The following is a 25,440-nucleotide window of genomic DNA, read 5'->3' on the forward strand; positions in this document are numbered from 1 at the left end:
CCATCGGTCAAAAGATTAACCGCCGTTAGTATTTCAGGGGGTTTGCCATGACTGATATGACACTCAATTCATCGATGGGAGCACCGATCCAGCCGGCTTCCAGGCCCAATCTCGACAAGGGGTTCAACCCGCTCACGATGATCCTGTTCTTCGGCATTCTCGCGGCCGGGTTCCTGTTCGTGATGTACAGCATCTATGTCGACGTCGAAGCCACCGGCGCCAAGGTGACGACCTACCTGCCCTATATCCTGCTGCTGGTCGCGCTCGTGATCGCGCTCGGTTTTGAGTTCGTCAACGGCTTCCACGACACCGCCAATGCGGTCGCGACCGTGATCTACACCCACTCGCTGCCGGCCGAATTCGCCGTGATGTGGTCGGGCTTCTTCAACTTCCTCGGCGTGCTGCTGTCCTCGGGCGCGGTGGCGTTCGGCATCGTTTCGCTGCTGCCGGTCGAGCTGATCCTCCAGGTCGGGAGCGGCGCCGGCTTTGCGATGGTTTTCGCGCTGCTGATCGCCGCGATCGTTTGGAACCTCGGCACCTGGTGGCTGGGCCTGCCGGCTTCCTCTTCGCACACCCTGATCGGCTCGATCATCGGCGTCGGCATCGCCAACGCTGTCATGCGCGGCCGCGACGGCACCTCGGGCGTCGACTGGACCAAGGCGACCGAAATCGGCTACGCGTTGCTGCTGTCGCCGCTGTTCGGCTTCTGCATGGCGGCCATCCTGCTGCTGGTCCTGAAGTTTGTCGTGCGCAACCCGGCGCTGTACGCAGCGCCGGAAGCCAACAAGCCGCCGCCGCTGTGGATCCGCAGCATCCTGATCGCCACCTGCACCGGCGTCAGCTTCGCGCATGGTTCGAACGACGGCCAGAAGGGCATGGGCCTGATCATGCTGATCCTGATCGGCACCGTGCCGACCGCCTACGCGCTGAACCGCGCGCTGCCGGAATCGCAGATCGCCCAGTTCCAGAAGACCTCCGAGGCGGCCTCCAAGGTGGTCGCCGCCAAGGGCGCCGGCCACAGCATCATCGGCGACCCCCGCCCGGCGGTGACGCAGTATGTCGCCGCGCGCAAGATCAGCGAAGGCACCTATCCGTCGCTGGCCGTGCTGGTGAAGGACGTCGGCGACCAAGTGCAGAAATACGGCTCGCTGAACAAGGTACCGGCCGAAGCCGTCGGCAACACCCGTAACGACATGTACCTGACCTCGGAAGCGATCCGCTTCCTGATGAAGGACAAGGAAAACGAACTGAACAAGGAAGAGGTCGAGACCCTCAAGGCCTACAAGGGCTCGCTCGACAGCGCCACCAAGTTCATCCCGACCTGGGTGAAGATCGCGGTGGCGATAGCGCTCGGCCTCGGCACCATGATCGGCTGGAAGCGCATCGTCATCACCGTCGGCGAGAAGATCGGCAAGACGCACCTGACCTACGCGCAGGGCGCCTCCGCCGAGCTCGTTGCCGCCGGCACCATCGGCGCCGCCGACATCTTCGGCCTGCCGGTCTCGACCACCCACGTGTTGTCATCTGGTGTCGCCGGAACGATGGCGGCCAACGGCTCCGGCCTGCAGCTAGCCACCATCCGCAACCTGCTGATGGCCTGGGTGCTGACGCTGCCCTGCGCGATCATGCTGTCGGCCAGCCTCTACGTGATGTTCTCGTACGTGTTCTGACGAGAGACCGCGGCGATCTCTTCCGCTGCAACGCAACAGAATGGCCCGCGCCACCGCGCGGGCCTTTTCACGTATGAGCCAAGCGCCGACTGAATCGCCCTGCGACTAAACCAACACGAAAGGAAATTCGGGCATGATCGGCTCTTGAAGTAGAACCGAAGCTCGCGATTCATACGCATCATTTGTTACGCGAACCGGTATCCGCTTCGTCCCAAACGCCCTCGATCATTTCGTAAAAACAAAACGCCTGCATGGACATGCAGGCGTTCTCTCAAGTTGCCGTGGAGGTTCAAGTGGATGCGCTCCGCCGTCACGCCGGCAGCCCGGTGCGGCCATCAAGACCGCAAGTGTCGGTCCAGAAAGTTGCAGGCGGCGTTACGCATCTCCTGGCTGAAGACGTGGCCTCCGGGCCAAACCTCCAGCTCAAGCGCGCCTTCAGGAAACGAATGGCGGACGGAGTCAAAAAGCTCCTGGGCACCTGCCGACCATTTGTCGGCGTCAGTCGCCTGAATACGGAGTGCGCGGGGAGCAACCAAACGGGCCACGTCCTCGACGTCGCCATGTTGCAGGATTCCGGGAACACAAAACTCCATCTGCACGCCAGCTTCTCGGACCAGTGACCGCTCGTAGTTCACACACCCGCAATTGGAGACGGACGCGCGGATGCGGCTGTCGATCGCCGGGGCCCAGATCGCCATCCGGCCGCCGTAGGAATGACCGACAAATCCGATCCGTTTCGGATCGACCTCCGGCAGGCATTCCAGCACATCAATGGCCGCGCTGGCATCGTGGAGCACTTTTGCGAGCAGCGTTTCCCCGCGAACCAGGCGGCTTGCGAGTTCAAAATATTCCGCTTGTCCAGTCGGATAGCTCCAGTTTCGATCCTCAAATGCGAGGGCATCGGGCGCAATGACCACATATCCACGCGCCGCCAACTCGGGCGCGATGGCTTGTTGAGGGTCACCCGCGAGACCCACGACCTCGCTCTTGCCGAGGTCAAACTGACCCGCGTGCTGATGATGGCAAATCACGGCAGGGGCCGGAGCGTTCAGGGTCTTCGGCATCAACAGGAACGCCGAGACGCGTTCGTGCGGCTCCACGAAATAGTCTACGGCGCTCCGAACGTAGGTACCGCAGTCCACCGCATCCCGCAGCACCGGTTCCGGCGGGATGCTCGTGGGGAACGGTCCGAGCAGCGTCATGAGAACATGTCTGTCCATGACGGTCTCGCACCCTCACGCCGGCAGCGCGTTCTCCACCAGCTTGATCCAGTACGACGTGCCGTGGACGATCGCCTCGTCGTTGAAATTATATTCGGGGTGATGCAGGCCCGCGGTGTCGCCATTGCCGCAGAAGATGAACGCGCCCGGCCGCGCTTCCAGCATGTAGGAAAAGTCCTCCGCGCCCATCAACGGCGGGGTCTCGTGCACATTGGCCTCGCCGGCGATCTCCCTGGCGATCCGCGTGGCGAACTCGGTTTGCGAAGCATGGTTCACCGTGACGGGATAACCGCGCTTGTAGGTGAGGTCGATCTTGGCGCCGGTGATCTGCGCCACACCGGCAACCACCTCGGTCACCCGCTTTTCGACCAATGCACGAACTTCGGGAGTCAACGTCCTGATCGTGCCGCGTAATTCGGCCGTTTGCGGGATCACGTTGCGGGCGTTGCCGGCCTGGAATTCGCAGACGGAAATCACCGCCGACTCCAGCGGATCGATGCTGCGCGACACGATCGACTGCAGCGCGGTGACCACCTGTGCGCCAACCAGCACGGAATCGATGCAGATGTGCGGGCGCGCCGCGTGGCCGCCGAGCCCGGTGATCTTGATGTCGAGTTCATCGGTCGCCGCCATGATCGGACCGGTGCGAATGGCGAAGCTGCCGACCGGAATGCCCGGACCATTGTGCATGCCAAAGACCTGCTCGATGCCGAAACGGTCCATCAGGCCGTCCTTGATCATCGCGTCGGCGCCCGCGCCCCCCTCTTCGGCGGGCTGGAAGATCACGACCGCATCGCCGGCGAAATTGCGGGTCTCGGCGAGATAGCGGGCGGCCCCTAACAGCATCGCGGTGTGGCCGTCATGGCCGCAGGCATGCATCTTGCCGGGATTCCTGGAGGCATAAGGCAGGTTGGTCGCCTCCTCGATCGGCAGCGCGTCCATGTCGGCGCGCAGCCCGATCACCTTGATGTCGCCCTTGCCGGCCGGCTTCTTGCCCTTGATGACACCGACCACGCCGGTACGGCCAAGGCCGGTCGTGACCTCGTCGCAGCCGAATTCGCGCAAGCGATCCGCCACGAATGCCGCAGTGCGGTGCACATCATAGAGCAGTTCGGGGTGTTGATGGATATCGCGGCGCCAGGCCTGAATATCGGGTTGGAGGTCGGCGACACGGTTGACGATGGGCATTGCAAATTCTCTGCTTCCGGGTTGAACGCCTGCCCTGTCTAGCATGCAAGACGCACTCCACCCAGCACCCTGCCGCAGAGGCCCTATCCATCCGGGGCGCTTGCCAAGGGGGTCCCCCGGGCGGGCTTGCCCGCCTTAACGCTTTGCGCGTCGGCGGCCCTCAGGCCGGGCCGCCGTTCCTGCGGTGCAGGTTCGGAAACAGGAACACCAGAGGGAGTGCCAGCGGCCCAATGAACGCAGCAATCCACGCCCAAACCTTGAAGCTGCGTCCGCGGCGCTCGGCGAGCCGGCCGGCAAGATAGATCGAAACGACCGTTCCGATCATCAGCAATACGAAGGTCGAGTTGGCGCTCATTTGCAGGCCCCGATGCTGCCTTGCGGAAGGCATAGCACAAAGCTGGTCGCGCGGCGGCCAGCCGTCAAGCCGATCTCGTTGAAATGCCCGTGAACGGCCTCACGCCGCCAGCGTGTTCTCGACCAGCTTGATCCAGTATGAGGTGCCGAACACGAGCGCCTCGTCGTTGAAATTGTATTCGGGGTGATGCAGCCCCGCGCTGTCGCCGTTGCCGCAGAAGATCAGCGCACCCGGCCGCTGTTCCAGCATGAAGGCGAAATCCTCGCCGGCCATCAGCGGCGGCATCTCGTTCACATTGGCCTCGCCGGCAATTTCCCGGGCGGCCCGGACAGCGACGTCGGTCTGCGGGACATGGTTGACCGTCACCGGGTAGCCGCGGTTGTAGGTCAGGTCGATCTTCGCGCCGGTGATCTGCGCCACCCCGGCGACGACCTCGCGCACGCGCTTTTCCACCAGTTTCCGCACTTCGGCGTCCAGGGTCCGGACGGTACCTGCCAGTTCAGCGGTTTGCGGGATCACGTTGCGGGCATTGCCGGCGTGAAACTCGCAGATCGAAATGACCGCCGATTCCAGGGGATCGACGCTGCGCGACACGATCGACTGCAGCGCATTGATCAGCTGCGCGCCGACCAGCACGGAGTCGATGCATTTGTGCGGACGCGCGGCATGCCCGCCGCGCCCCTCGATCCGGATGGCGACGGCATCACCTCCGGCCATGATCGGACCGGGGCGAATGGCGAAGCTGCCGACCGGAATGCCCGGACCATTGTGCATGCCGTAAACCTGCTCGATGCCGAAACGGTCCATCAGCCCGTCCTCGATCATGGCAACAGCCCCCGCGCCGCCCTCTTCGGCCGGCTGGAAGATCACCACCGCATCGCCTGCGAAATTGCGCGTCTCGGCAAGATAGCGCGCCGCCCCGAGCAGCATGGCGGTGTGGCCATCATGGCCGCAGGCGTGCATCAGGCCCGGGTTCTTCGAAGCATAAGGCAGGTTGGTCGCTTCCTCGATCGGCAGCGCATCCATGTCGGCGCGCAGCCCGATCACCTTCACCTCGCCCGTGCCGGCGGGCCTGTTGCCCTTGATGACGCCGACCACGCCGGTGCGGCCAAGACCGGTGACCACCTCGTCGCAGCCGAATTCCCGCAGCCGGTCCGCCACCAGCGCCGCCGTGCGGTGCACCTCGTACAACAACTCGGGGTGTTGATGGATATCGCGGCGCCAAGCCTGGATATCGGGTTGCAGATCGGCGACGCGGTTGACAATGGGCATGGAACTGATCGTTTTCTGGTTGAACGTTTGTGCCTCTGTAGCATGCAAGACGCGAACCACCCAAACATCCGCCGGGCAAACTGCCGTTGCCAGCCCGACCTGAACTCGCTAAGCTGCCGACGACGGCATGATTGGCCGTAGTAACGGCAGGTTTGGCCGTACCTCATGAGCAGGGTAGCTCTCGACCGGCAACGGGCGGGAGCTTTTTGTTTTTTGGACGGATGCAATGGACGCAGGCAGCTGGCGAGTAGGCGTTTTGTTTTCCGAAACCGGCGTTACCGCTGCGATCGAGAGAACGCAGCGCGCGGCGACCCTGCTGGCGATCCAGCAGATCAATGCCGCCGGCGGCGTGCGCGGCAAGCCGATCGAACCGATTTGCTACGACCCCGGCTCGGTCCCGCATCAATACCGCGAGCTGGCCGTCAGGCTGTGCGATGAAGATCACGTCCGTATGATCTTCGGCTGCCACATGTCCAGTACGCGCAAAGCGGCGCTTCCCATCATTGAAGCGCGCGGCGCCCTGCTGTTCTATCCCACGCTGTATGAAGGCTTCGAATATTCGCGCAATTGCATTTACACCGGCGCCTCTCCCAACCAGAACTCGGTCCAGCTCGTCGACTATCTCACCAACAATTACGGCCGCCGGGTCTTCCTGGTAGGCTCGAACTACGTTTACCCTTACGAATCAAATCGCATTATCGCCGATCTGTTTCTTCAGGCCGGCGGCGAGGTCCTCGACGAGCTTTACGTGCCGCTGGAATTGACTCCGCTTCATATCGAAAAGATCATCCAGCGCGTCAAAGCCAGCAAGCCGGATGTCATCTATTCGACCATCGTCGGCGCCGGCATCATTCCGTGCTTCAACGCACTGGTTCAGTCCGGCCTCGACATGTCCAAGACGCCGGTCGCAAGCCTGTCCACCAGCGAGGCCGATCTCGTCCAAATGGCGCCGGAGGTGATCCGCGGGCATATCACCGCCGCGCCGTTCTTCTCGACGCTCGGCAATGCGCAGGCGCAGGCATTCGTCCGGGCCTACCGCGAGGCTTGCGGACCGGATACGCCGGTGACCGCGCCGGCGGAAGCCGCGTATTTTCAGGTCTTCCTCTATGCCGCCGCGCTGGAACGAGCGGGCAGCGATCGCTACAGCGAACTGCTGCCGGCGCTCTATGAGGTGGAATTCGAGGCGCCGCAGGGAAATGTGAAGATCGAACGGCGCAACAACCATACGCATTTGTGGCCCCGCGTCGCCAAGGTCAATGCGCGAGGCGAATATGAAATCGTGCACGAACCCACGGCCCGGGTTCAGCCTGATCCCTTCATGCTGGAGCATCGGCTGGGTTCATCCGAGCCCGTGCCGCAGCCCGTGCGAATGTAGCGGAGAGCCGTTCAAGTGTCCGTCGCGCTATTGAAAGACCTGCGGGACCTCAACGTTCTCGTCATCCACCCTTTGGACGCTGAGGGAGAGTTTCTGGTCGATCATCTGCGGCGGATCGGATGCACGGTGAATTGCCGCTGGCCCGTCCCCACCGAACTGCCTGCGCATACGGATGTGCTGTTTCTTTCGATCGACGACGAGACGCGTCCCGAAACCGAACGGCTGCTCAAATCCATCGCCCAGCCGGCGCCGACCATCCTGGCGATCGTCTCTTACGAAAATCCGTCGACATTGCAGATCGTTCTCGAAAGCGGGGCGCTGGCCGTCATCGAGCGGCCGCTGAAACCGTTCGGGCTGCTGACGAACCTGGCGATCGCGCGAAATCTCTGGCTGCAGCAACAGGCGCTCAGCAAGCAAGCGCGCAAGTACAAGCGCCGGCTGCTTGGCGATCAAAGAATGGCGAAGGCAAAAGCGATCCTGATGTCGAGCAGCAGGCTCAGCGAGGCTGAAGCCTATCACGAGATACGAAATCGAGCGATGGCGAGCCGCGTTCCGGTGGACGAGGTTGCCAATCTGATCATCAGGTCGGAAGATATGTTACGCAGCAGAGCGCAAGCAGATTAGGCTTGCAAATGAACGCGAGAGCAGATTAGCATATTGACGTTGATAGTGCCCCTCATGGGCGCCGTCAGGACGTCCCCTCACAACGAGGCCACGTCTTGACGTAGCGGCGGAATGTTCTCCGAACCGCAGGTGGCAGAGTTGCCCGCAGACCGTTGACCCGGTCCTGCGGGTTTTTTGTTGCCGGCTGACAGAGACGTCAGCGTCTTTCCAAACCAGTCATCACGCTGAGTCATTTCAGCAGTGCCCGAAGCTTCGCACAAACCAGGGGAACAAGATGTCCTTCAACAGACGTGACTTTTTAAAGACGGCGGCGATCACCTCGGCCGCGGTCGCATCGCCTTCTGTGATCAGCCAGGCCTTTGCAGCCGACCCGATCAAGGTGGGCGCGCTCTACTCGCAGACCGGCGGCCTGTCGATCGTTGAAAAGCTGCTGGCGAGCGCGGTGCAGATGGCCGTATCCGAGATCAATGCGGCAGGCGGCGTCCTCGGCCGGAAGGTCGAAGTCATCGTCGAGGACGGCGCGTCCGATCCAAAAACCTTCAACGAAAAAGCTTCCAAGCTCGTCATTCAGGATCGCGTGGCAACCGTGTTCGGATGCCACACCTCGGCCAGCCGCAAGGCGGTGCTGCCGATCTTCGAACGGCGAAACGCCATGCTGTTCTACCAGACCCACTACGAGGGGTTCGAGTGTTCACGCAACGTCGTCTATTCCGGCGCGGTACCGAACCAGCAGCTCGGCAAGTATATTCCGTGGATCGCCAAGACGCTCGGCAAGAAGAAGTTCTTCATCGTCGGATCGGACTACGTCTATCCGCGCGAGATGGCCAAAGTCAGCAAGAAGCTGATCGAGGCCGCCGGCGCGCAATGGACCGGCGACGAATATCTCGAACTCGGCCATTCCGAATGGGCGAGCATGGTCAAGAAGATCAAGGATTCGGGCGCCGACGTCGTTCTTTCCAACGTGGTCGGCGATTCCATCATCGCCTTCTACCGGGAGTTCAAGAATCAAGGTCTCTCGCAGGCGACGATCCCGATCTGCGCGACCGTCACTTCCGAAATCGAGATCGCGGCGATGGGCCCCGAATACGCCGCCGGCAGCTACACGTCGTTCCCCTATTTCATGTCGATCGACACGCCGGCCAACAAGAAGTTCATCGAAGACTTCAGGAAGTTCACCAAGGATCCGAAAGCGGTGACCTACCACTCGCTGGAGGCGGCCTATTTCCAGGTCTTCCTCTGGAAGCAGGCGATCGAGAAGTCGGGACAGGTTACCGCGGACGGCATTCGCGATGGCATCCGCGGCCAGACCTACGACGCGCCGGGCGGCAAGGTCAAAATCGACGCCGACAATCTGCATTGCTGGCTGACGCCGCGGGTCGGCCAGTGGCAGCCGGACGGCCAAAGCAAGGTGGTCGACGCCTGGCCGGAGCCGATCAAGCCGCTCGCCTATTCGGCCTATGGTGAAACGGAAAGCGATCTGTTCTGCACGGCGAAGGGGCTGGAAACCGCCAAGCTGAAATAAGAAGCTGGAAGCCCGGCCACATCGAAAAGACATTCCAGCCGGGGCGCACCTCGCACCCCAACGCGCCCTGGCTGGAAGATGTTCGGTGCACGGTCCGGCTCCTTCGAAAGTAGACACGACATGATCGACACGATGTTTATCGGCCTGAGCCTGAGCTCGATCCTGCTGCTGGTGGCGCTCGGACTTGCGATCACCTATGGCGCGATGGGGGTCATCAACATGGCCCATGGCGAGATGGTGATGCTCGGCGCCTACACCGCCGTGCTGTCGCGCATCTGGCTGGACGCCAACATCGTGATGGCAATTCCGATCGCCTTCGTCGTCACCGCGATCGTCGGCCTGGTCATCGAGCGCGTCATCGTCCGCCGGCTCTATGGCAGGCTGCTGGATACGTTGCTGGCCACATGGGGCGTCGCCATCCTGATACAGCAGGCGATCAGGCTTGAATTCGGCCTGTCGTTCTTCGGCATTCACGTCGAGGGCCTGGGGCCCGGTCTTCAGAACGTGCCGGTGCCGGCCGTCCTGCAGGGCACGTTTCATCTGGCTGGTGTGGAAATCAACACCTATCGCGCCTTCATCATTGTCGTCACCGCCGCCCTTGCGGCCGTGACCTGGTTTTTGTTGCAGCGGACCTCGATCGGAATGCAGGTCCGCGCCATCATCCGGAACCCGAAAATGGCGGCGGCCTGCGGCGTCGACGTCGCGCGCGTCAACGCCCTCACCTTCGCCTTTGGCTCGGGCCTCGCCGGAATAGCCGGCGTCATGATGTCGGGTTTCAAGACGGTATTCCCCGACATGGGCACGCCCATGGTGGTCGATGGATTCCTGGTCGTCGTGGTCGGCGGTGTCGGAAGCCTGCTGGGATCGGTGCTGTCAGCCGGACTGCTCGGCGAGATCAACAGCGTGGTGGCCGCGCTCAAGAACGACACGATCGCCCGTGCCGTCATATTCGGCGTCGTCATTCTCATCATTGTCGTGAAGCCCAAGGGCCTTTTCTCGTTCAGGGGCCGCTAGAGTCATGGCATCGAGGCAAAGATACGATTTTCTGCTCTACGGGCTCTTCGTCGCCGCCATTCTGCTGGCGCCGCTGATGCTGGACGAGTTCTGGCTGAACAGGATCGCAAAATACCTGGTGTTCGGCATGCTCGGCGTCGCCGTCGCGCTGTCCTGGGGATACGCCGGCATCCTCAATCTGGGTCAGGGACTGTTTTTTGGCGCCGGCGCCTACATGCTGGCAATGTCACTGAAGCTTGCTAGTCCGACCAGTCTGCAACAGGGATCCGACACGCCGGTCCCCGACTTCATGCTGTGGAACGCCGAGCCCGGCGCGCTGACGCAACTATGCTGCATCAACAAGGGCTCTTTCATATGGCTTCCGTTTCAAAGCCAATGGTTTGGCGTGGCCATGGGCATCGTGTTGCCGGTGGCGATTGCCACCATCACCGGAATGATCGTGTTCCGTAACCGGATTTCCGGCGTCTTCGTTTCGATCATCACCCTGGCGCTGGTGTTGCTGGTGCGCCTGCTCGTCATCGATGCGCAGCCGCTGACCAACGGCTTCAACGGGCTCACCGACCTCGCCTGGCTGACGATCGGGGCGTTTCAGTTCGACCCCTACAGCCGTGCGACGTACTACCTGGTCGCCATCGCGCTGTCGCTGGTTCTCGTCGGTGCGCGACTTCTGGTCAGCACGCGGGCCGGCCTCATCCTTCAGGCGACGCGGGATGACGAGACCCGCGCGCGCTATCTCGGGCTGGACGTTCCGAGCTACCAGATTTTCTTTTTCGTGGTGTCGGCGGCGATCTGTGGCTTCGCGGGAATGCTCTACGTGATGGTCTCGGAGTTCGCCTCCCCCACATTCATGGACCTGTCGTTTTCGATCACGATGGTGGTGTGGGCTGCGGTGGGCGGACGATCCTCGATCCTCGGGGCCTGCGTTGGCGCCATCCTCATCAACATGATCGAGGCCAAGGTCAGCGAGACCAAGGCTTTGGTGGAGGTCTGGAAAGCCGTGGTCGGGCTGATCTTCGTCCTCGTGGTGCTGTATCTGCCGCGGGGCCTTGGCGGATTTGCACACGATCTTCTCGACCGCTGGCGGGCGCCTGCCACGGAGGCGGCCTCCGATGAAGGGCTGGTGGCGGAAAGCCGCGACGCCCTTGCAGAGCGCGGGTGAGCGCCATGACAGCCACCGCGCTCACGATCGACGGGCTTGAAGTCAGCTTCGGCAGCGTCAAAGCCGTCAACAACGTCACCATGACGATTGCCGAGGGAGAACTGCGCGTACTGCTCGGCGCCAACGGCGCCGGCAAGACAACGCTGATGGATCTGATTTCCGGCCGCACGCACAGCACCAGCGGACACATCCACCTTTACGACACCGAAATCACCAACTGGCAGGAGCACCGGATTGCCCGGGCCGGGATCGGCAGGAAATTCCAGATTCCCAGCGTATTCCGCGAACTCACCGTCCGCCAGAATTTCGAGGTCGCCTCTTGCCGCAATCCCTCGGTGTTCGCAAACCTCGGATTCGGCTTTTCCAGGCAAGCTCTCGCACGAATCGAAGAGGTGCTCGCCATTGTCGATCTCCGGGACAAGGCCGACGTGACGGCCGCTTATCTGAGCCACGGCCAAACCCAATGGCTCGAGCTCGGCCTGCTGATGCTTCAGGACCCGAAAGTCATCCTGCTCGATGAACCGACTGCGGGCATGACGGCGGCCGAAACCAAAAAGACCGCAACCATCATCAACAGCATGCGCGGGCGGCACACCCTGCTCGTCGTCGAACACGACATGGCGTTCGTGCGCGAGATCGCCGAACGCATCACCGTGCTGCATCTCGGCGAGGTGCTGGCAGAAGGCGACATTGCATCGATTGAAACCAATGAGGCCGTCAGGCGGGCGTATTTGGGATCGCGGAGTATCTCCTGATGCTGAGCCTGTCGAACATTCACAGCTTCTACGGACGCAGCCACGTTCTGCATGACGTCACGCTCAGCTTCGACAAGGGGCGGATCACCACGGTGCTCGGCCGCAACGGCGTTGGCAAAACGACGCTGCTGAAAACCCTGATGGGCATGACCGACAAGACCGCGGGAAAGATCGAACTCGACGGAACGAACATCACCCATGAGCCGACCTTCCGCCGCGCCCGCGCCGGCCTCGCCTATGTGCCGCAGGGCCGGGAAATCATTCCGGACTTCACCATTCGCGAAAACATCCTGCTCGGAACGTTCGCCAGGACCGACGGCAAACGCGTCATTCCCCCGCTGGTCGGCGAGCTGTTTCCGTATCTGCTGCAGAACATGGACCGGCTGGGCGGCGTGCTGTCCGGCGGACAGCAGCAGCAACTGGCCATCGCCCGGGCGCTGGCCTCGGAACCGGATGTGCTGCTGCTTGACGAGCCCAATGAGGGAATCCAGCCGTCGATCGTCGAGGAAATCGAGCAGACGATTATTCGCCTCAATCGCGAGATCGGCCTCACCATCGTGCTGGTCGAACAAAACATCGAATTCGTCCGCCGCGCCTCGCACCAGTTCGCGATGATGGAAAAGGGACGTGTGGTGGCGGAGGGGCCGGTATCGCAGCTCACGGAAGAGCTTGTGCACCTGAGAATGGCGATTTGAATCTTAGAACTTTCGGTATCCGCCGTGGCGGCGTGACAGAGGTAAGGCAATGGCATCAGAGCGTTTCAAGGCGGCATCCATCCAGTTCGAGCCGACGATGTTTGAAAAGGAGCGCAACATCCAGCGCTTGCTGGAGATGACGAGCGAAGCCGCGGCGGCAGGCGCGCGCCTGATCGTCACCCCCGAAATGGGCACCACCGGCTATTGCTGGTATGACAGGGCGGAAGTGAAGCCTTTCGTGGAAACCGTACCCGGTCCGACCACCGACGTATTTCATTCGCTTGCAAAGCAATTCGGCTGCTACATCGTCGTTGGCATGCCCGAGGTCGACGCCTCCACGGACCTTTACTACAACACGGCAGTCCTGATCGGGCCGTCCGGCGTTGTCGGCAAGCACCGCAAGTCCCATCCCTATATTTCCGAACCGAAATGGGCCGCGTCGGGAGACATCGCCCATATCGTGTTCGAGACCGAGATCGGACGCATTGCGCTACTGGTCTGCATGGACCTGCATTTCTTCGAGACCGCGCGGCTGGAAGCACTGGCTGGGGCAGATGTGATCTGCCACATCAGCAACTGGTTGCAGGAACGGGCGCCGGCGCCGTACTGGATCAACCGCGCGTTCGAAAATGGCTGCTACGTCATCGAGAGCAACCGCTGGGGCCTCGAGCGCACGGTGCAGTTCAGCGGTGGAAGCTGCATCATCGAACCGGACGGCAATGTTCAGGCGGTGCTGGATAGCGGTGACGGTATCGTGCATGGCGAGATCGATCTCGCCAGGGCGCGCCGGCGGGAGGTGTTGTCGGAGCCGATCTTCGAGGACCGTCGTCCCGAGCTTTATGCCAACCTGATGACGAACAGCTTCACCTGGAATCCGCGCGACTTCTTCAAGCTCTATGGCTACCAGCCGCTGCCTCCCGGGCAATTGTCGCGCGCCGCCGTCGTGCAATTTACGCCAACTGACGATGTCGAACAGAATCTCGCGCGCATTGAGGTCTTGGCCAAGGAGGCCGTTGCTCAGGAAAAGCCTGACCTCATTGTATTCCCCGAACTATCGATGACCGGGATCGGCGCACCCGGTGGCCGCGCGCTTGACATCAAGGATCAGGCGGTCACGCGTCTTGTCCGCCTGGCGGCACGGTTGCGGGTACACATTATCGCCGGTTTCGCGGAGCGGGCCGCTGAAGGGCTATTCAACACCGCCGTTCTGGCCGGCCCCGAAGGGCTGGTCGGCAGCTACCGCAAGATTCATCTGAACGCGCGCGACAAGGTCTGGGCCAGCGCCGGTTCGGACTGGAAAGTGTTCGACCTTCCAATCGGAAGGGTCGGCCTGCTGATCGGGCACGACGCCCTCTTCCCCGAGGCGGTGCGTTCGCTCTCGCTGCTCGGCTGCGACCTCGTCGCTTGCCCGGCCGCCATTGCCGGACAATTTACCGGAGCGCACGAGGGGACCAGCATACGCCACAACTACCCGATCCCGACCGGCGCCGATCCCCACCATTGGCACGCCTTTCGCGTGCGCGGCGGCGAAAGCAACGTCTATTTTGCATTTGCGAACGTCTACGATCCTGATCGCGGCTACCTGGGAAAAAGCGCGGTATTCGGCCCGGATGCGTTTGCATTTCCACGCCAGGAGTCTGCCATCCTCGACGATGAGGGATTTGCAGCGGCAAGCGTCGATACGACGAACCTCGATACGCCCTACCCGACGAACATCGTTCGCCGAAAGGATCTCGTGATGATGCGCCTGCCGCACCATTATCCCGCTCTGGTGAAATGGCATCAATAGAGCGGCGGAAATTGCCCGCTGCCGAAACGAAAGGGTTCGCTTTTGCCCGGATTCGTTTATTGATCGTCCGCGACGGTACCGCCGTTCACTGGACGTGACGCGCGGCCAATCCTGCAGATCGAATTCGACCCCGGCATCGTATGCCTCAGGGGTCGCGCGGTAACAATGATGAAGCGGCTTGAAGGTGATTTCGACTATATCGTCGTCGGCGCAGGCACGGCCGGCTGCATCATGGCCAACCGGCTGTCGGCCAATCCCAGCAATCGCGTGCTGATCCTGGAGGCCGGCGGCAACGACAACTGGATCTGGTTTCACATCCCGGTCGGCTACCTCTTCGCGATCGGCAATCCCCGCTCCGACTGGATGTTCAAGACCGAGCCGGAGCCCGGCCTCAACGGCCGCGCGCTGGCCTATCCCCGCGGCAAGGTGATCGGCGGCTCGTCGGCGATCAACGCCATGATCTCGATGCGGGGCCAGGCCGCCGATTACGATCACTGGCGCCAGCTCGGCCTCACCGGCTGGGGCTATGACGACGTGCTGCCGCACTTCCTGGCGCTCGAAGATCATTTCCTCGGCAAGAGCGAACATCATGGCGCGGGCGGCGGCTGGCGCATCGAAGCGCCCCGGCTGTCCTGGGCAGTGCTGGATGCCGTCGGCGACGCCGCCGCGCAGATGGGCATCCGCCGCATCGCCGATTTCAACACCGGCGATAATGAAGGCATCAGCTATTTCCACGTCAACCAGAAGCGCGGCCGCCGCTGGTCGTCCGCGCGGGGCTTCCTCAAGCCGGTGCTGAACCGCCAGAATCTGCGGCTGGAAAAGAACGTGCTGGTGGACCGGCTGATTGTCGAGAACGGCCGCGCCGTCGGCGTACGTTTCATGCAGGGCAACGAGATCGTCGAGGCCCGCACCAAGGGCGAAGTCATTCTCTGCGCAGGCTCGATCGGATCGACGCAGGTGCTGCACCGTTCCGGCATTGGTCCGGCCGACTGGCTGTCGCCGCTTGGCATCGATGTCACGCTCGATCGCCAGGGCGTGGGCCGCAACCTTCAGGACCATCTGCAGCAGCGCGCGATCTACAAGGTCGAGGGCGTGCGCACCCTGAACGAGACCTATTACAATCTGTTCCGGCGCGGCCTGATGGGGTTCGACTACGCGTTCCGCCGCCGCGGTCCGCTGACCATGGCGCCGTCGCAACTCGGCATCTTCACGCGCTCCGATCCGCATCGCGAGCGCGCCAACATCCAGTTCCACGTGCAGCCGCTGTCGCTCGATAAATTCGGCGATCCCCTGCACCGTTTCCCCGCCATCACGGTCAGCGCCTGCAATCTGCGGCCGACCTCGCGCGGCACCGTGCGCATCCGAACCGCAGAGGCCGACAAGGCGCCCGCGATCGCGCCGAACTATCTATCGACCGATGAGGATCGTCAGGTCGCCGCCGACGCCATCCGCACCACGCGGCGGCTGATGAAGCAACAGGCGCTGGCGCGGTTTCGTCCCGAAGAATATCTGCCCGGCCCCAGCGTCGGCGACGACGATGCGGCGTTGGCGAAAGCCGCCGGCGATATCGGCACCACGATCTTTCACCCCGTCGGCACCGCGAAGATGGGATCGGCTTCCGATGCCACTTCCGTCGTCGACGAGCGCCTGCGCTTTCACGGCATTGCCGCCTTGCGCATCGCCGACGCCTCGGTGATGCCGACGATCACGTCAGGCAACACGAATACGCCGACGGCGATGATTGCGGAAAAGGGTGCGACAATGATTTTGGAGGATGCGCGCGCTTGACGGGCCCGGCTCGGATTTCGATCGGCGATATTGAGTCGCGCATCGCGCTGGCGCGATGGGGTGCGGAGGATCGAGGCAGGCCGCCTGCCCTGCTGCTGCACGGCACCGGCTTTGTCGCCGAGGTCTGGGACGACGTCGCCCGCGAACTCGCACAGGATTATACGGTCTATGCGCTCGACCGCCGCGGTCATGGCGACAGCCACAAGCCTGAGGCCAACCGCTATCACTTCCAGGATTTTGCTGAGGATGTGTGCCGGGTGATCGAGGCGCTCGATCTGACCGATATCTACGGCATCGGACACAGTGCGGGCGCGACCGATCTGTTATTGGCGGCGAAACTGATGCCTGCGCGCTTCGCACGATTGTTTGTGATGGAGCCGACGGTGATGGATCCGCGGGCGGCTCGACCTGATGGCTTGAGCGATTTCGGCAAAAGCGCGGTGCAGGGCGCGCTGCGCCGACAGGCTGAGTTCGAAAGTGCCGACGCCGCATTCGCGCGCTATCGCGCCGCGCCGGCCTTTGCAAAATGGACGGAGAATTCGCTGCGGGCTTACATCCGGCACGGCTTCGCGCAGCAAGACGATGGCCGGGTGCGGCTGCTTTGCACACCCGAGATTGAGTCAGCCGTGCTGCTTCCGATCCTGGAGGCGATGGAGCAGGTTTACGCGGGCGACGCGCGCGGCAATCCGTTCGGGTGGCTGTCCGAGATCGAATGTCCGGTGCGGGTGGCCGTCACCGAGCAATCCTGGTCCATCTACAGGGAGATGGCGTCACGCGCGCTCGCCCTGCTCCCCGCCGCGAGCCAATGGACGTTCGAAAACGCCGGTCACAGCGTCGCGCAGGAAGCGCCCCAACTCGTGCTCCGAGCGCTGAAGGCGTTCGAAGCACAAGCCGGGTAACGGATAGTCGCAACCTGTCGCTTGCCCGCTTCTATGTCTGCGGAGGGTAGCGGTCGAATAACGGCAATTCGTGCGCGCGCTCCATCCAGCTGACCCGCTCGGCGACCTGGACTTGCACCATGACCGGAACGGCATCGGGATCGTCATAGGTGCCGCTTTGCACGTCGATGATTCCGGGCAGCATGTTCGCATTGGTGTAGAACAGGCCGGTTCCGCAATTGGCGCAAAACTGCCGCCTTCCGTGTTCGGAAGACGCGTAGACCTTCGGCTCGCCCTGCGTCACCTTGACCGCGTCTTCGGCGTACATCGCCCAGCTTACCATCGGCGCGCCGGCGTGCCGCCGGCAATCCGCACAATGACACAACGCATGAAACATCAGGTCGCCTTCCACCTGGTAACGGATCGCGCCGCAATGACAGCCGCCGGTAATGCGCATCAGTCTTCTCCACGTGATTTGTCGGGATGAGAATACTATGGCGCGGATCAGCAGAAAACTGCGGCATAAACGCATGTACGCCGCGCGGAATTCAGAAGCGATCTTCCGCTTGCCCGATGGCGATTGCGTGCTGCGCTTTGGTGTTCCGTATTGGCGTTACGCCGACTTCCGCACGGCGTTGTCGACCAGCGTCTTGCCGAGCGACCAGATCGCGCCGGGCACCTTGTGGCTGGAGGCGATGACGCTGTCGAACGCCTTTTCGATCCAGCGGCAGTCTTCTTCAGTAATGACAAGAGGTGGCAGCAGCTTGATGGTGTGGCTACCATGACCGGAGACCTGGGTCAGGATCTTGTGATCCTTGAACAGCGGCACCGTGATGAGCTGGCAGAACAGGCCCTTGTTGGCGGTCTCGAGCACGTTCCAGGAAGCTTTCAACCGCAGCGATTTCGGCGGACCGAACTCGATGCCGATCATCAGCCCCTTGCCGCGCACTTCCTTCAGCAATTCGTAGCCGGGCACCATGCGCGTCAGCGCCAGCCGAAGTTCGGCGCCGCGCTTGGCGGCCTGCTCGACCAGCTTTTCCGCCTTCATCACTTCGAGCGTGGCGATACCGGCCGCCATCGCCAGATCGTTCTTTGCAAAGGTCGAGCCGTGCACGACCGCGCGGTCCATTTGATTGAAGATCTTGTCGAAGATGCTCTTGCGCGTCAGCAGCGCGCCGACCGGCACATGTCCGCCGGACAGCGCTTTTGCCAGCAGCACCATGTCGGGTTCGACGTTCCAGTGCTCGACCGCCAAGAACTTGCCTGTGCGGCCGATCCCGGTCTGGATTTCATCGGCAATGAACAGCGTGCCGTATTTGCGGCATAGCGCAAGAGCGCCCGGCAGAAACTCGTCGGTGGGCAGGTTGACGCCCTTGCCCTGGATCGGCTCGACGATGAAAGCGGCGACCTGACGCGACGACAGCGCCTGTTCGAGGGCGGCGAGATCGTTGAACGGGATCTGGGTGCATCCCGGCAACAGCGGCTCGAAGCCACTGCGGAAGTTCGAATCATCCATTAGCGACAAGGCGCCGTAGGACAATCCATGAAAGGAGTGCGAACAGGAGACGATGCCGGGCCGCCCGGTGGCGCCACGGGCGAATTTGATCGCGGCTTCGACGGTTTCGGCGCCGGAATTGGCGAAAAACACCTTGTCCAGATATGGCACATGTTCGAGCAGACGTTCCGCCAGCACCCCGGCCAGCGTCGAGACGTCGAGCTGCACCAGATTCGGAAAATCGGCGTCGAGCACGCTTTTCAACGCATGGCGCAACGCCGGATGGTTGCGGCCAATCGCAAAAACGCCAAATCCGCTCAGTAGGTCGAGATAACGGGCCCCGTCACGATCGAACAGGTATTGACCTTGACCCTTCTGAAAGCCGACATCATAGCCAATCGTCTTGAGCACGCGGACGAGCTGCTCGTTCAGATGGCGCGAATGCATGGAACTGCGCTGCGCCTGGCGCTCCACAAACATCTCGGAAACGTCTAGATTTGAACTTAGCATTCGCTACATACGTCGCTTGATGGCCATTTCGTCAACTGAAAACGCCCAATGCGGCGTTTTGACCCCTCTCGGATAATCTACATAAGCAGGTTTGAACCATGTTGCACTGCCCAAGAACTGTCGCGCGCAGAATAGTTTTTTCCGGATTCTTTTTTGCCACAGGTGTTACTTCCGCACTGGCCGCCGACCCCACAGGCGATTGGAAAGTGGCCGATGGCGTCGCCAACATTCGCGTAGCACAATGTAACGGCAACATGTGGGGTGCCGTCGCCTGGGAGAAGACGCCGGGTGGCCGCGATACGAATAATCCGGATGCCTCAAAGCAGAGCAGACCTACGCTGGGCATGCCGATCCTGATCAACATGAAGAAGAAACCCGGCGTCGATGCCTGGGAAGGCCAAGTCTACAACGCCAAGGACGGACAGTCTTACAGCTCGACCATCAAGCCGGTCGGAACCGACCAGTTGGAGATTCAAGGCTGCGTGCTCGGCTTCCTGTGCGGCGGCGAGACCTGGACCCGCGTCGGGCCGCCGATTCCCTCAAGCCCCAGCAACAGCATGGCCAAGGGCGCCGCGCCGAAAAATCCGGCAGGCGCACCGAAGGCTGGCGCCTCGGCGACGGCGCCGGGTCTGACGCCCGCGCCCGGCTCGCCGGCGGCAACCGCCGCGCCGAAGACCACCGGTGCGGTGAGCCAGGCGCCGGGTCAAAAGCCCGTCGCCGGCCAGAAACAGGCGGCCGCCGATCCCGTCGGCGATATCTGCCTACTCCCCGATATCGCGCGGTTTGCCCATTAGCGCAGGCTGAAACAGCAGCACCGCCGCCAGCGTGGTGATGAGCGACAGCGCCAGCAATTTACCCATGCTGGCGGTGCCGGGATGACTGGATAGCCACAGGCTTCCGAAAGCCGTGGCGGTCGTCAGCGCGCTGAAAAAGATGGCGCGCGTCAGGCTGGTCTGCAGCAGGTTCGTTCTGCCCGAGCGCCATGCCGTCACATAATAGATCTTGAAGGCGACGCCGATGCCGAGCATCAGCGGCCACGCGACGATGTTGGCGAAGTTGAGCGGCAGCCCGATCAGCACGCATATCTCCATCGTCACGGCGCCGGCCACCAGCAGCGGCACCAGCGTCAGCAACACGTCGGTGACCCGCCGCAACGCCAGCCAGAGCAGCAGGCTGATCACGATCAGCGCCCAGATGCCGGCGTGGATGAATGCCTTGACGACGGTATCGCCGGATTTGAGAATCGAGACCGGTCCGCCGATCGCAGTCGGCTCGGCGGCGAGAACCGCATCGGCAAACTTGCGCAGAACTTCATTGTCGTTCGGATCGCCCTTCGGCAGCGCCTCGACGCGCATCAGGCCTTCCTTGGTCTTCCAGCTGCTCACGAGTTCGGGCGGCAAGGTCTTCAACGTGACCGGCTGGGCCTGCATCGTGTTCTTGAGCTGGTCGAAGGTTATCTTGAGGGGGATGACGAAAACACTCTGCGCCTTGTCGCGGACCGCCTGGGTTGATTCGGCCAGCTTCGCCAGCGCATCCGCCAACCGCCGTGCCGCGACCGCGCCCGGGCCTTTGCCGTCGCCGGCGGTCTTGCGCAGGTTGTCGACCGAGCTCTTGAGCGCCTCGACGTTCTCGGCATCGGTCGGCGCCGCATCGACGGAATCCGGATTGAGCGCCGGGCTCACCACCTTGGCGGCCTGCGCGATCAGCTTCAGCTTGGCCGGCTGATCCTCCGGCACGAAGCTGTCGAGCGACATCACGCGAAGCACTTCCGGCACCTTCTCCAGCTTCGCCTCGATCTTCTTGGCGTCGGCGTCCGAATTGGTCATCACGTTGATGGCGTTGGCGCCGGTGTTCGGATCCTTGCGCAGATCGAGGAAGGTCGCGATCGACTCCACCTGCGAGTTGCGCAGATTGATCGGATTGAAGTCGAACTTCATGAAATAGAGCAGCGGCAGACCGGCCAGCGCGACCAATATCGTGCCGGTGATGATGATGACGCGATGCCGCTCGAGAAAGTCATCGACCGGCGCCAGGAAGGCATAGCCGACCGGCTCGCTTTCGCCGGGCGGGTTGAGCAGCGTCAGCATCGCCGGCAACGTCGTGATGCTGGTGATGAACGCCACCAGCATGCCGGCACCGGCGATCTTGCCGAGTTCGGAAATGCCCTTGTAATCGGTCGGCAGGAAGCACAGGAAACCGGCGGCGGTCGCCATCGCCGCGAGCGACAGCGGGACCGCCGAGCGGCGGGCCGCGCTCTCCAGCGCGAGCACCAGGTCATCATTCTTGAAGCGCTCCGAACGGTAGCGGACACTGAACTGGATGCCGAAATCCACGCCGAGGCCGACGAACAGCACTGCGAACGCGACCGACAGCAGGTTGAGCGAACCCACCATCATCAGGCCGACCGCCGTGGTGATCGCAAGGCCGACGAACAGGTTCACGAACACGGCGAAGATGATCTTGCCTGAATGCAGCGCCATCCAGAGAATCACGAGCACGATCACGACGGTGCCGATGCCGTTGACGATCGCGCCGTCCTGGACGGTGGCGTATTCCTCATTGGCGATCGGAATCGGTCCGGTCAGCCGCACGCGCGCGCCATACTCGCCCGCGAAATTCAGCTCCTTGGCCGCTTGCCGGATCGCGTCGGTGGCTTCCTTGCCGGGCTCGAGCGCGTTGTAGTCGACCTTCGGCTTGAATTCGATGAAGGCGCGCTTGTCGGAATCGCCGAGCGGCTTGTCGCTGACAAGTTCGCGCCACGAGAACGTTGCCGTTCCCTTGCTCAGGATGTTCTCGACGGTCTGCGAGATCTGGTTGAAGGGCCGTTCCGTATTGTCGAGCTTGACCTGGCCGCGCTTGATGCCGGCAAGGCCGGTTTCCAGCGCGCCGGTCAGACCGCGGATCGACGGATCGCCGGCCATGATTTCGATCAGCGGGGCGGCGGCTTCGAGCTGGCCGGCGACCTTGCCGACCTCCTCCACGGGCAGGAACAACAGCCCGTTCTTCTCGAAGAACTCGCCGGAACCGAGCGGCTGCACCGATTCGAAATTCTTGGTGTCGCCCGCAAGCTTGTCGGCGAGCGCCTTGCCGGCGGCACTGGTGAGCTCGGGGGTCGGGCCCTCGACGACGGCCAATATCAGCTTTTCGCGATCGAACGCCTTCTCAAACTGGTTGTCGCGCTTGCGCCAGTCCAGGTCGGGCGAAATCAGCGTGTTGATGTCGGTATTGATGACGAAGTTGCGGGCCGCATAAAAGCCCGCGCCAATCGCGAGGAGCAGCGAAAAGACGACGATGAGGGTGGCAAACCGCGTGCACGTTCTAACAATTGAGACAACCAGGCTGGTCAGCACATCATTTCTTTCTAAGTCTTAATAGGGAGCTTGCCGAAAACGTGCGCTGTCTAGCGGAGTTCCCGGGGGCGATCTACATCGGGCGATCTATTGTTGTGGTTACTGTCAGATAGGCCCCGCGTAGAGAAGGCAAAACGGCCGAAATGGCATTGAGAAACCCCATATAGACGCCCAGTGCGGGCGAGAAAGTGACGAAACGGTGAGGAATCGGACGGAATTCAGGTATTAAGATACCTCAGTCGACCCCAAGCCGAACACGGCCTTTTGCGTACCGGCTTTTCTAGACGCTAATTTTTTGACACAAAGCCCTGTGCTTCCATGTGCTTGGGTGGATTACCCCCGGAACGGTGGTGCGGTTATTGCAGATTGTTCGGCCGGGCCCGGCAGGACTGACTGCACGAAGGCATTTCAATGAATTTGGTGCAACTTGCGTAATGAGCGTCCCATGGAAGTATATCTTGCGCAGCCCCGCGGATTTTGCGCGGGCGTCGTGCGTGCCATCGAGATCGTCGAGCGTGCACTACAGAAATACGGCCCGCCGGTCTATGTCCGTCACGAGATCGTGCATAACAAGTACGTGGTCGAAAGCCTGAAGAACAAGGGCGCGATCTTCGTCGAGGACCTGTCGGAAGTTCCCCCGCTCGCCGTTACCGTGTTCAGCGCCCATGGCGTGGCCCGCAGCGTCGAGGAAGAGGCTGCGGCCCGCGGCCTGCCCGTCCTCAATGCCACCTGCCCCCTCGTCACCAAGGTCCACAATCAGGGCAAACGGTATATGTCGAAGGGCCGGGCCCTGATTCTGATCGGCCATGCCGGCCACCCCGAGGTCGAGGGAACCATGGGTCAGGTTCCCGGAACGGTCCTTTTGGTCCAGAACGTCGATGACGTGGCCTCCCTGACCCTCCCAATCGACACCCCGGTGGCCTATATTACCCAGACCACCCTCAGCGTTGACGACACAAAGGACATAATTGCGGCCCTTCAGGCCCGTTTTACAGATATTCAAGGCCCCGACATCCGGGATATCTGCTATGCGACACAGAACCGCCAATCTGCGGTAAGGGACCTGAGCAAACTGGTTGACGTCATTTTGGTGGTGGGGGCCGCCAATAGTTCCAACTCAAACAGGCTTCGCGAAATCGGCACCGAGGTCGGGGTCGCGAGTTATCTCATTGCCGATGGCAGCGAGTTGAACCCTGATTGGCTTAAGGATGCGAAGGCCGTCGGCATCACGGCGGGCGCCTCGGCGCCCGAAGTTTTGGTCGACGACGTGATCGAGGCTTTGAGACGTATCGGACCCGTCAAGGTGTCGGTGCTTCCTGGGAGGGAAGAAAATATCGAATTCCGGCTTCCAGCCGAACTGACTGCGGGCTGATCCATTCACGAGTTACGACGACTAAGGTCCAGAAAGAAATCCTGTAATGGCAATACCGTTCTTCAAGGAGTTGCGTATCGGCGGCTATCTGGTCAAGCAGAAGCTGCTTGGCCGGAAGCGCTATCCGCTGGTGCTGATGCTCGAACCGTTGTTTCGCTGCAACCTCGCCTGCGTCGGCTGCGGCAAGATCGACTATCCCGATGCGATCCTCAATCGCCGCATGTCGGCGCAGGAGTGCTGGGACGCGGCCGATGAATGCGGCGCACCGATGGTGGCGATCCCGGGCGGCGAGCCCCTGATCCACAAAGAGATCGGCGAAATCGTGCGCGGCCTCGTGGCGCGCAAGAAGTTCGTCTCGCTCTGCACCAACGCGCTGCTGCTGGAAAAGAAGCTCGATCTGTTCGAGCCCTCGCCCTATTTGTTCTTCTCGGTGCATCTGGACGGCCTGAAGGATCACCACGACAAGGCGGTGTCGCAGAAGGGCGTGTTCGACCGCGCGGTTTCGGCGATCAAGGCTGCGAAGGCGCGCGGCTTTACCGTCAACGTCAACGCCACGATCTTCGACGGGCACGCGGCGGAAGAGATCGCCAAGTTCCTCGACTTCACCACCGAACTCGGTGTCGGTGTTTCGATGTCGCCGGGCTACGCCTATGAGCGTGCGCCGGACCAGGAGCACTTCCTCAACCGCACCAAGACCAAGAAGCTGTTCCGCGACGTCTTTGCCCTCGGCAAGGGCAAGAAGTGGAACTTCATGCATTCCGGCCTGTTCCTCGACTTCCTGGCGGGCAACCAGAGCTACGAATGCACCCCGTGGGGCATGCCGGCGCGCAACATTTTCGGCTGGCAGAAGCCCTGCTACCTGCTCGGCGAGGGCTACACCAAGACCTTCAAGGAATTGATGGAGACCACCGACTGGGAGACCTACGGCACCGGCAAGTACGAGAAGTGCGCCGACTGCATGGCGCATTGCGGCTATGAGCCAACCGCCGCCAATGCCGCGCTGGTCAATCCGCTGAAGGCGATGTGGGTGGCGCTGCGCGGTGTCCGGACATCAGGTCCGATGGCGCCGGAGATCAACCTCGATAACCAGCGCCCGGCGCAGTACATCTTCTCCTCGGAAGTGCAGAAGCGCCTGTCGGAGATCCGCAAGGACGAGGCGGCTGCCGCAGCCGCCAAGCAGCAGCAGAAAGCCTCCACGGCCGCCTGAAGCCTGCGAGACCGCAACGCGGCTTGCCCGCGTTGCTTGAAGGCGAGACTGAAAACAAAGAAGCACAAACAAAAATGCCGTCGCACATGCGACGGCATTTTTCGTTGCAGCGGACCAGAGCATTATCGGTTCTGATTTAATCAGAACCGAAGCTCTGGACTCTTGTTTTGACGCGTTTTCTTCACGCGAACCGGTATCCACT

General features: G+C 62.0%; 21 protein-coding genes. 14 read left to right on the plus strand and 7 right to left on the minus strand.

Features of this window, described 5'->3' with window-relative positions; all coding sequences use genetic code 11:
* Positions 1 to 47 precede the first annotated feature (47 nt).
* Positions 48 to 1,670 (plus strand): inorganic phosphate transporter, encoded by a 1,623-nt coding sequence (locus JQ629_RS10595; protein WP_212412598.1) that lies wholly within the window; start codon positions 48 to 50, stop codon positions 1,668 to 1,670.
* A 335-nt stretch (positions 1,671 to 2,005) separates the two neighbouring features.
* On the opposite strand, the gene JQ629_RS10600 is transcribed toward JQ629_RS10595, so the two are convergent.
* The 4 genes from JQ629_RS10600 to JQ629_RS10615 form a co-directional block, all read right to left on the minus strand.
* Positions 2,006 to 2,890, minus strand: coding sequence for a dienelactone hydrolase family protein (locus JQ629_RS10600; RefSeq protein WP_212412599.1), 885 nt, complete (start codon positions 2,888 to 2,890; stop codon positions 2,006 to 2,008).
* Between the two features lie 15 nt (positions 2,891 to 2,905).
* Complete coding sequence (locus JQ629_RS10605) at positions 2,906 to 4,078, minus strand: M20 aminoacylase family protein (RefSeq protein WP_212412600.1); 1,173 nt, start codon at positions 4,076 to 4,078, stop codon at positions 2,906 to 2,908.
* Positions 4,079 to 4,238: 160 nt separating this feature from the next.
* Positions 4,239 to 4,433, minus strand: coding sequence for a hypothetical protein (locus tag JQ629_RS10610; protein WP_212412601.1), 195 nt, complete (start codon positions 4,431 to 4,433; stop codon positions 4,239 to 4,241).
* Positions 4,434 to 4,532: 99 nt separating this feature from the next.
* Positions 4,533 to 5,705 (minus strand): M20 aminoacylase family protein, encoded by a 1,173-nt coding sequence (locus tag JQ629_RS10615; protein ID WP_212412602.1) that lies wholly within the window; start codon positions 5,703 to 5,705, stop codon positions 4,533 to 4,535.
* 226 nt (positions 5,706 to 5,931) lie between these two features.
* Between JQ629_RS10615 and JQ629_RS10620 the strand changes: the two genes are divergently transcribed.
* The 10 genes from JQ629_RS10620 to JQ629_RS10665 all read left to right on the plus strand — a co-directional run bounded on the left by JQ629_RS10620 (position 5,932) and on the right by JQ629_RS10665 (position 17,325).
* Positions 5,932 to 7,080, plus strand: a complete 1,149-nt coding sequence (locus JQ629_RS10620; RefSeq protein ID WP_212412603.1) for a transporter substrate-binding domain-containing protein — start codon at positions 5,932 to 5,934, stop codon at positions 7,078 to 7,080.
* 15 nt (positions 7,081 to 7,095) lie between these two features.
* Positions 7,096 to 7,704 carry an ANTAR domain-containing response regulator gene (locus JQ629_RS10625; RefSeq protein ID WP_212412604.1) on the plus strand — a complete coding sequence of 203 codons (609 nt, stop codon included), beginning with the start codon at positions 7,096 to 7,098 and terminating at the stop codon, positions 7,702 to 7,704.
* A 274-nt stretch (positions 7,705 to 7,978) separates the two neighbouring features.
* Positions 7,979 to 9,226, plus strand: coding sequence for a transporter substrate-binding domain-containing protein (locus JQ629_RS10630; protein ID WP_212412605.1), 1,248 nt, complete (start codon positions 7,979 to 7,981; stop codon positions 9,224 to 9,226).
* Between the two features lie 120 nt (positions 9,227 to 9,346).
* Positions 9,347 to 10,240, plus strand: coding sequence for an urea ABC transporter permease subunit UrtB (gene urtB / locus JQ629_RS10635; protein WP_212412606.1), 894 nt, complete (start codon positions 9,347 to 9,349; stop codon positions 10,238 to 10,240).
* A gap of 4 nt (positions 10,241 to 10,244) precedes the next feature.
* Positions 10,245 to 11,399, plus strand: a complete 1,155-nt coding sequence (urtC, locus tag JQ629_RS10640; RefSeq protein WP_212412607.1) for an urea ABC transporter permease subunit UrtC — start codon at positions 10,245 to 10,247, stop codon at positions 11,397 to 11,399.
* Between the two features lie 5 nt (positions 11,400 to 11,404).
* Positions 11,405 to 12,154 carry an urea ABC transporter ATP-binding protein UrtD gene (gene urtD, locus JQ629_RS10645; RefSeq protein WP_212412608.1) on the plus strand — a complete coding sequence of 250 codons (750 nt, stop codon included), beginning with the start codon at positions 11,405 to 11,407 and terminating at the stop codon, positions 12,152 to 12,154.
* On the plus strand, positions 12,154 to 12,849 hold the full coding sequence (urtE, locus tag JQ629_RS10650) for an urea ABC transporter ATP-binding subunit UrtE (RefSeq protein ID WP_212412609.1): 696 nt from the start codon (positions 12,154 to 12,156) through the stop codon (positions 12,847 to 12,849). Before urtD ends, urtE begins: the two co-directional genes overlap by 1 nt.
* 49 nt (positions 12,850 to 12,898) lie before the next feature.
* Complete coding sequence (locus JQ629_RS10655; protein WP_212412610.1) at positions 12,899 to 14,638, plus strand: nitrilase-related carbon-nitrogen hydrolase; 1,740 nt, start codon at positions 12,899 to 12,901, stop codon at positions 14,636 to 14,638.
* A gap of 165 nt (positions 14,639 to 14,803) precedes the next feature.
* Positions 14,804 to 16,426 (plus strand): GMC family oxidoreductase, encoded by a 1,623-nt coding sequence (locus JQ629_RS10660; protein ID WP_212412611.1) that lies wholly within the window; start codon positions 14,804 to 14,806, stop codon positions 16,424 to 16,426.
* A complete protein-coding gene (locus JQ629_RS10665) occupies positions 16,423 to 17,325 on the plus strand; it encodes an alpha/beta fold hydrolase (RefSeq protein ID WP_212412612.1) in 903 nt (300 codons plus the stop codon). Before JQ629_RS10660 ends, JQ629_RS10665 begins: the two co-directional genes overlap by 4 nt.
* Before the next feature lie 31 nt (positions 17,326 to 17,356).
* On the opposite strand, the gene JQ629_RS10670 is transcribed toward JQ629_RS10665, so the two are convergent.
* The gene (locus JQ629_RS10670; RefSeq protein ID WP_212412613.1) at positions 17,357 to 17,761 is read right to left on the minus strand and encodes a GFA family protein; all 405 of its coding nucleotides are present in this window, start codon (positions 17,759 to 17,761) and stop codon (positions 17,357 to 17,359) included.
* Positions 17,762 to 17,917: 156 nt separating this feature from the next.
* The gene (gene hpnO, locus JQ629_RS10675; protein WP_212412614.1) at positions 17,918 to 19,309 is read right to left on the minus strand and encodes an aminobacteriohopanetriol synthase HpnO; all 1,392 of its coding nucleotides are present in this window, start codon (positions 19,307 to 19,309) and stop codon (positions 17,918 to 17,920) included.
* Between the two features lie 98 nt (positions 19,310 to 19,407).
* Here hpnO and JQ629_RS10680 point away from each other — a divergent pair, with 98 nt between their 5' ends.
* The gene (locus JQ629_RS10680) at positions 19,408 to 20,103 is read left to right on the plus strand and encodes a DUF2147 domain-containing protein (protein WP_212412615.1); all 696 of its coding nucleotides are present in this window, start codon (positions 19,408 to 19,410) and stop codon (positions 20,101 to 20,103) included.
* On the opposite strand, the gene hpnN is transcribed toward JQ629_RS10680, so the two are convergent.
* On the minus strand, positions 20,071 to 22,659 hold the full coding sequence (gene hpnN, locus JQ629_RS10685) for a hopanoid transporter HpnN (RefSeq protein WP_212412616.1): 2,589 nt from the start codon (positions 22,657 to 22,659) through the stop codon (positions 20,071 to 20,073). The two genes, JQ629_RS10680 and hpnN, sit on opposite strands and share 33 nt — an antisense overlap.
* 445 nt (positions 22,660 to 23,104) lie before the next feature.
* Here hpnN and ispH point away from each other — a divergent pair, with 445 nt between their 5' ends.
* Complete coding sequence (ispH, locus tag JQ629_RS10690; RefSeq protein WP_212265474.1) at positions 23,105 to 24,031, plus strand: 4-hydroxy-3-methylbut-2-enyl diphosphate reductase; 927 nt, start codon at positions 23,105 to 23,107, stop codon at positions 24,029 to 24,031.
* Between the two features lie 46 nt (positions 24,032 to 24,077).
* Positions 24,078 to 25,238 (plus strand): adenosyl-hopene transferase HpnH, encoded by a 1,161-nt coding sequence (gene hpnH / locus JQ629_RS10695; protein WP_212412617.1) that lies wholly within the window; start codon positions 24,078 to 24,080, stop codon positions 25,236 to 25,238.
* The last annotated feature ends 202 nt before the right edge of the window (positions 25,239 to 25,440 follow it).

It is taken from the genome of Bradyrhizobium sp. AUGA SZCCT0222, from assembly GCF_018130205.1.
In the GTDB taxonomy this organism is placed as follows: Bacteria; Pseudomonadota; Alphaproteobacteria; order Rhizobiales; family Xanthobacteraceae; genus Bradyrhizobium.

What these genes read in the sequence shown, in the direction of transcription:
- JQ629_RS10595 (WP_212412598.1), top strand. Translation starts at nt 48, where the DNA reads ATGACTGATATGACACTCAATTCATCGATGGGAGCACCGATCCAGCCG.
- JQ629_RS10600 (WP_212412599.1), bottom strand. Translation starts at nt 2,890, where the DNA reads ATGGACAGACATGTTCTCATGACGCTGCTCGGACCGTTCCCCACGAGC.
- JQ629_RS10605 (WP_212412600.1), bottom strand. Translation starts at nt 4,078, where the DNA reads ATGCCCATCGTCAACCGTGTCGCCGACCTCCAACCCGATATTCAGGCC.
- JQ629_RS10610 (WP_212412601.1), bottom strand. Translation starts at nt 4,433, where the DNA reads ATGAGCGCCAACTCGACCTTCGTATTGCTGATGATCGGAACGGTCGTT.
- JQ629_RS10615 (WP_212412602.1), bottom strand. Translation starts at nt 5,705, where the DNA reads ATGCCCATTGTCAACCGCGTCGCCGATCTGCAACCCGATATCCAGGCT.
- JQ629_RS10620 (WP_212412603.1), top strand. Translation starts at nt 5,932, where the DNA reads ATGGACGCAGGCAGCTGGCGAGTAGGCGTTTTGTTTTCCGAAACCGGC.
- JQ629_RS10630 (WP_212412605.1), top strand. Translation starts at nt 7,979, where the DNA reads ATGTCCTTCAACAGACGTGACTTTTTAAAGACGGCGGCGATCACCTCG.
- urtB (WP_212412606.1), top strand. Translation starts at nt 9,347, where the DNA reads ATGATCGACACGATGTTTATCGGCCTGAGCCTGAGCTCGATCCTGCTG.
- urtC (WP_212412607.1), top strand. Translation starts at nt 10,245, where the DNA reads ATGGCATCGAGGCAAAGATACGATTTTCTGCTCTACGGGCTCTTCGTC.
- urtD (WP_212412608.1), top strand. Translation starts at nt 11,405, where the DNA reads ATGACAGCCACCGCGCTCACGATCGACGGGCTTGAAGTCAGCTTCGGC.
- urtE (WP_212412609.1), top strand. Translation starts at nt 12,154, where the DNA reads ATGCTGAGCCTGTCGAACATTCACAGCTTCTACGGACGCAGCCACGTT.
- JQ629_RS10655 (WP_212412610.1), top strand. Translation starts at nt 12,899, where the DNA reads ATGGCATCAGAGCGTTTCAAGGCGGCATCCATCCAGTTCGAGCCGACG.
- JQ629_RS10660 (WP_212412611.1), top strand. Translation starts at nt 14,804, where the DNA reads ATGATGAAGCGGCTTGAAGGTGATTTCGACTATATCGTCGTCGGCGCA.
- JQ629_RS10670 (WP_212412613.1), bottom strand. Translation starts at nt 17,761, where the DNA reads ATGCGCATTACCGGCGGCTGTCATTGCGGCGCGATCCGTTACCAGGTG.
- hpnO (WP_212412614.1), bottom strand. Translation starts at nt 19,309, where the DNA reads ATGCTAAGTTCAAATCTAGACGTTTCCGAGATGTTTGTGGAGCGCCAG.
- JQ629_RS10680 (WP_212412615.1), top strand. Translation starts at nt 19,408, where the DNA reads ATGTTGCACTGCCCAAGAACTGTCGCGCGCAGAATAGTTTTTTCCGGA.
- ispH (WP_212265474.1), top strand. Translation starts at nt 23,105, where the DNA reads ATGGAAGTATATCTTGCGCAGCCCCGCGGATTTTGCGCGGGCGTCGTG.
- hpnH (WP_212412617.1), top strand. Translation starts at nt 24,078, where the DNA reads ATGGCAATACCGTTCTTCAAGGAGTTGCGTATCGGCGGCTATCTGGTC.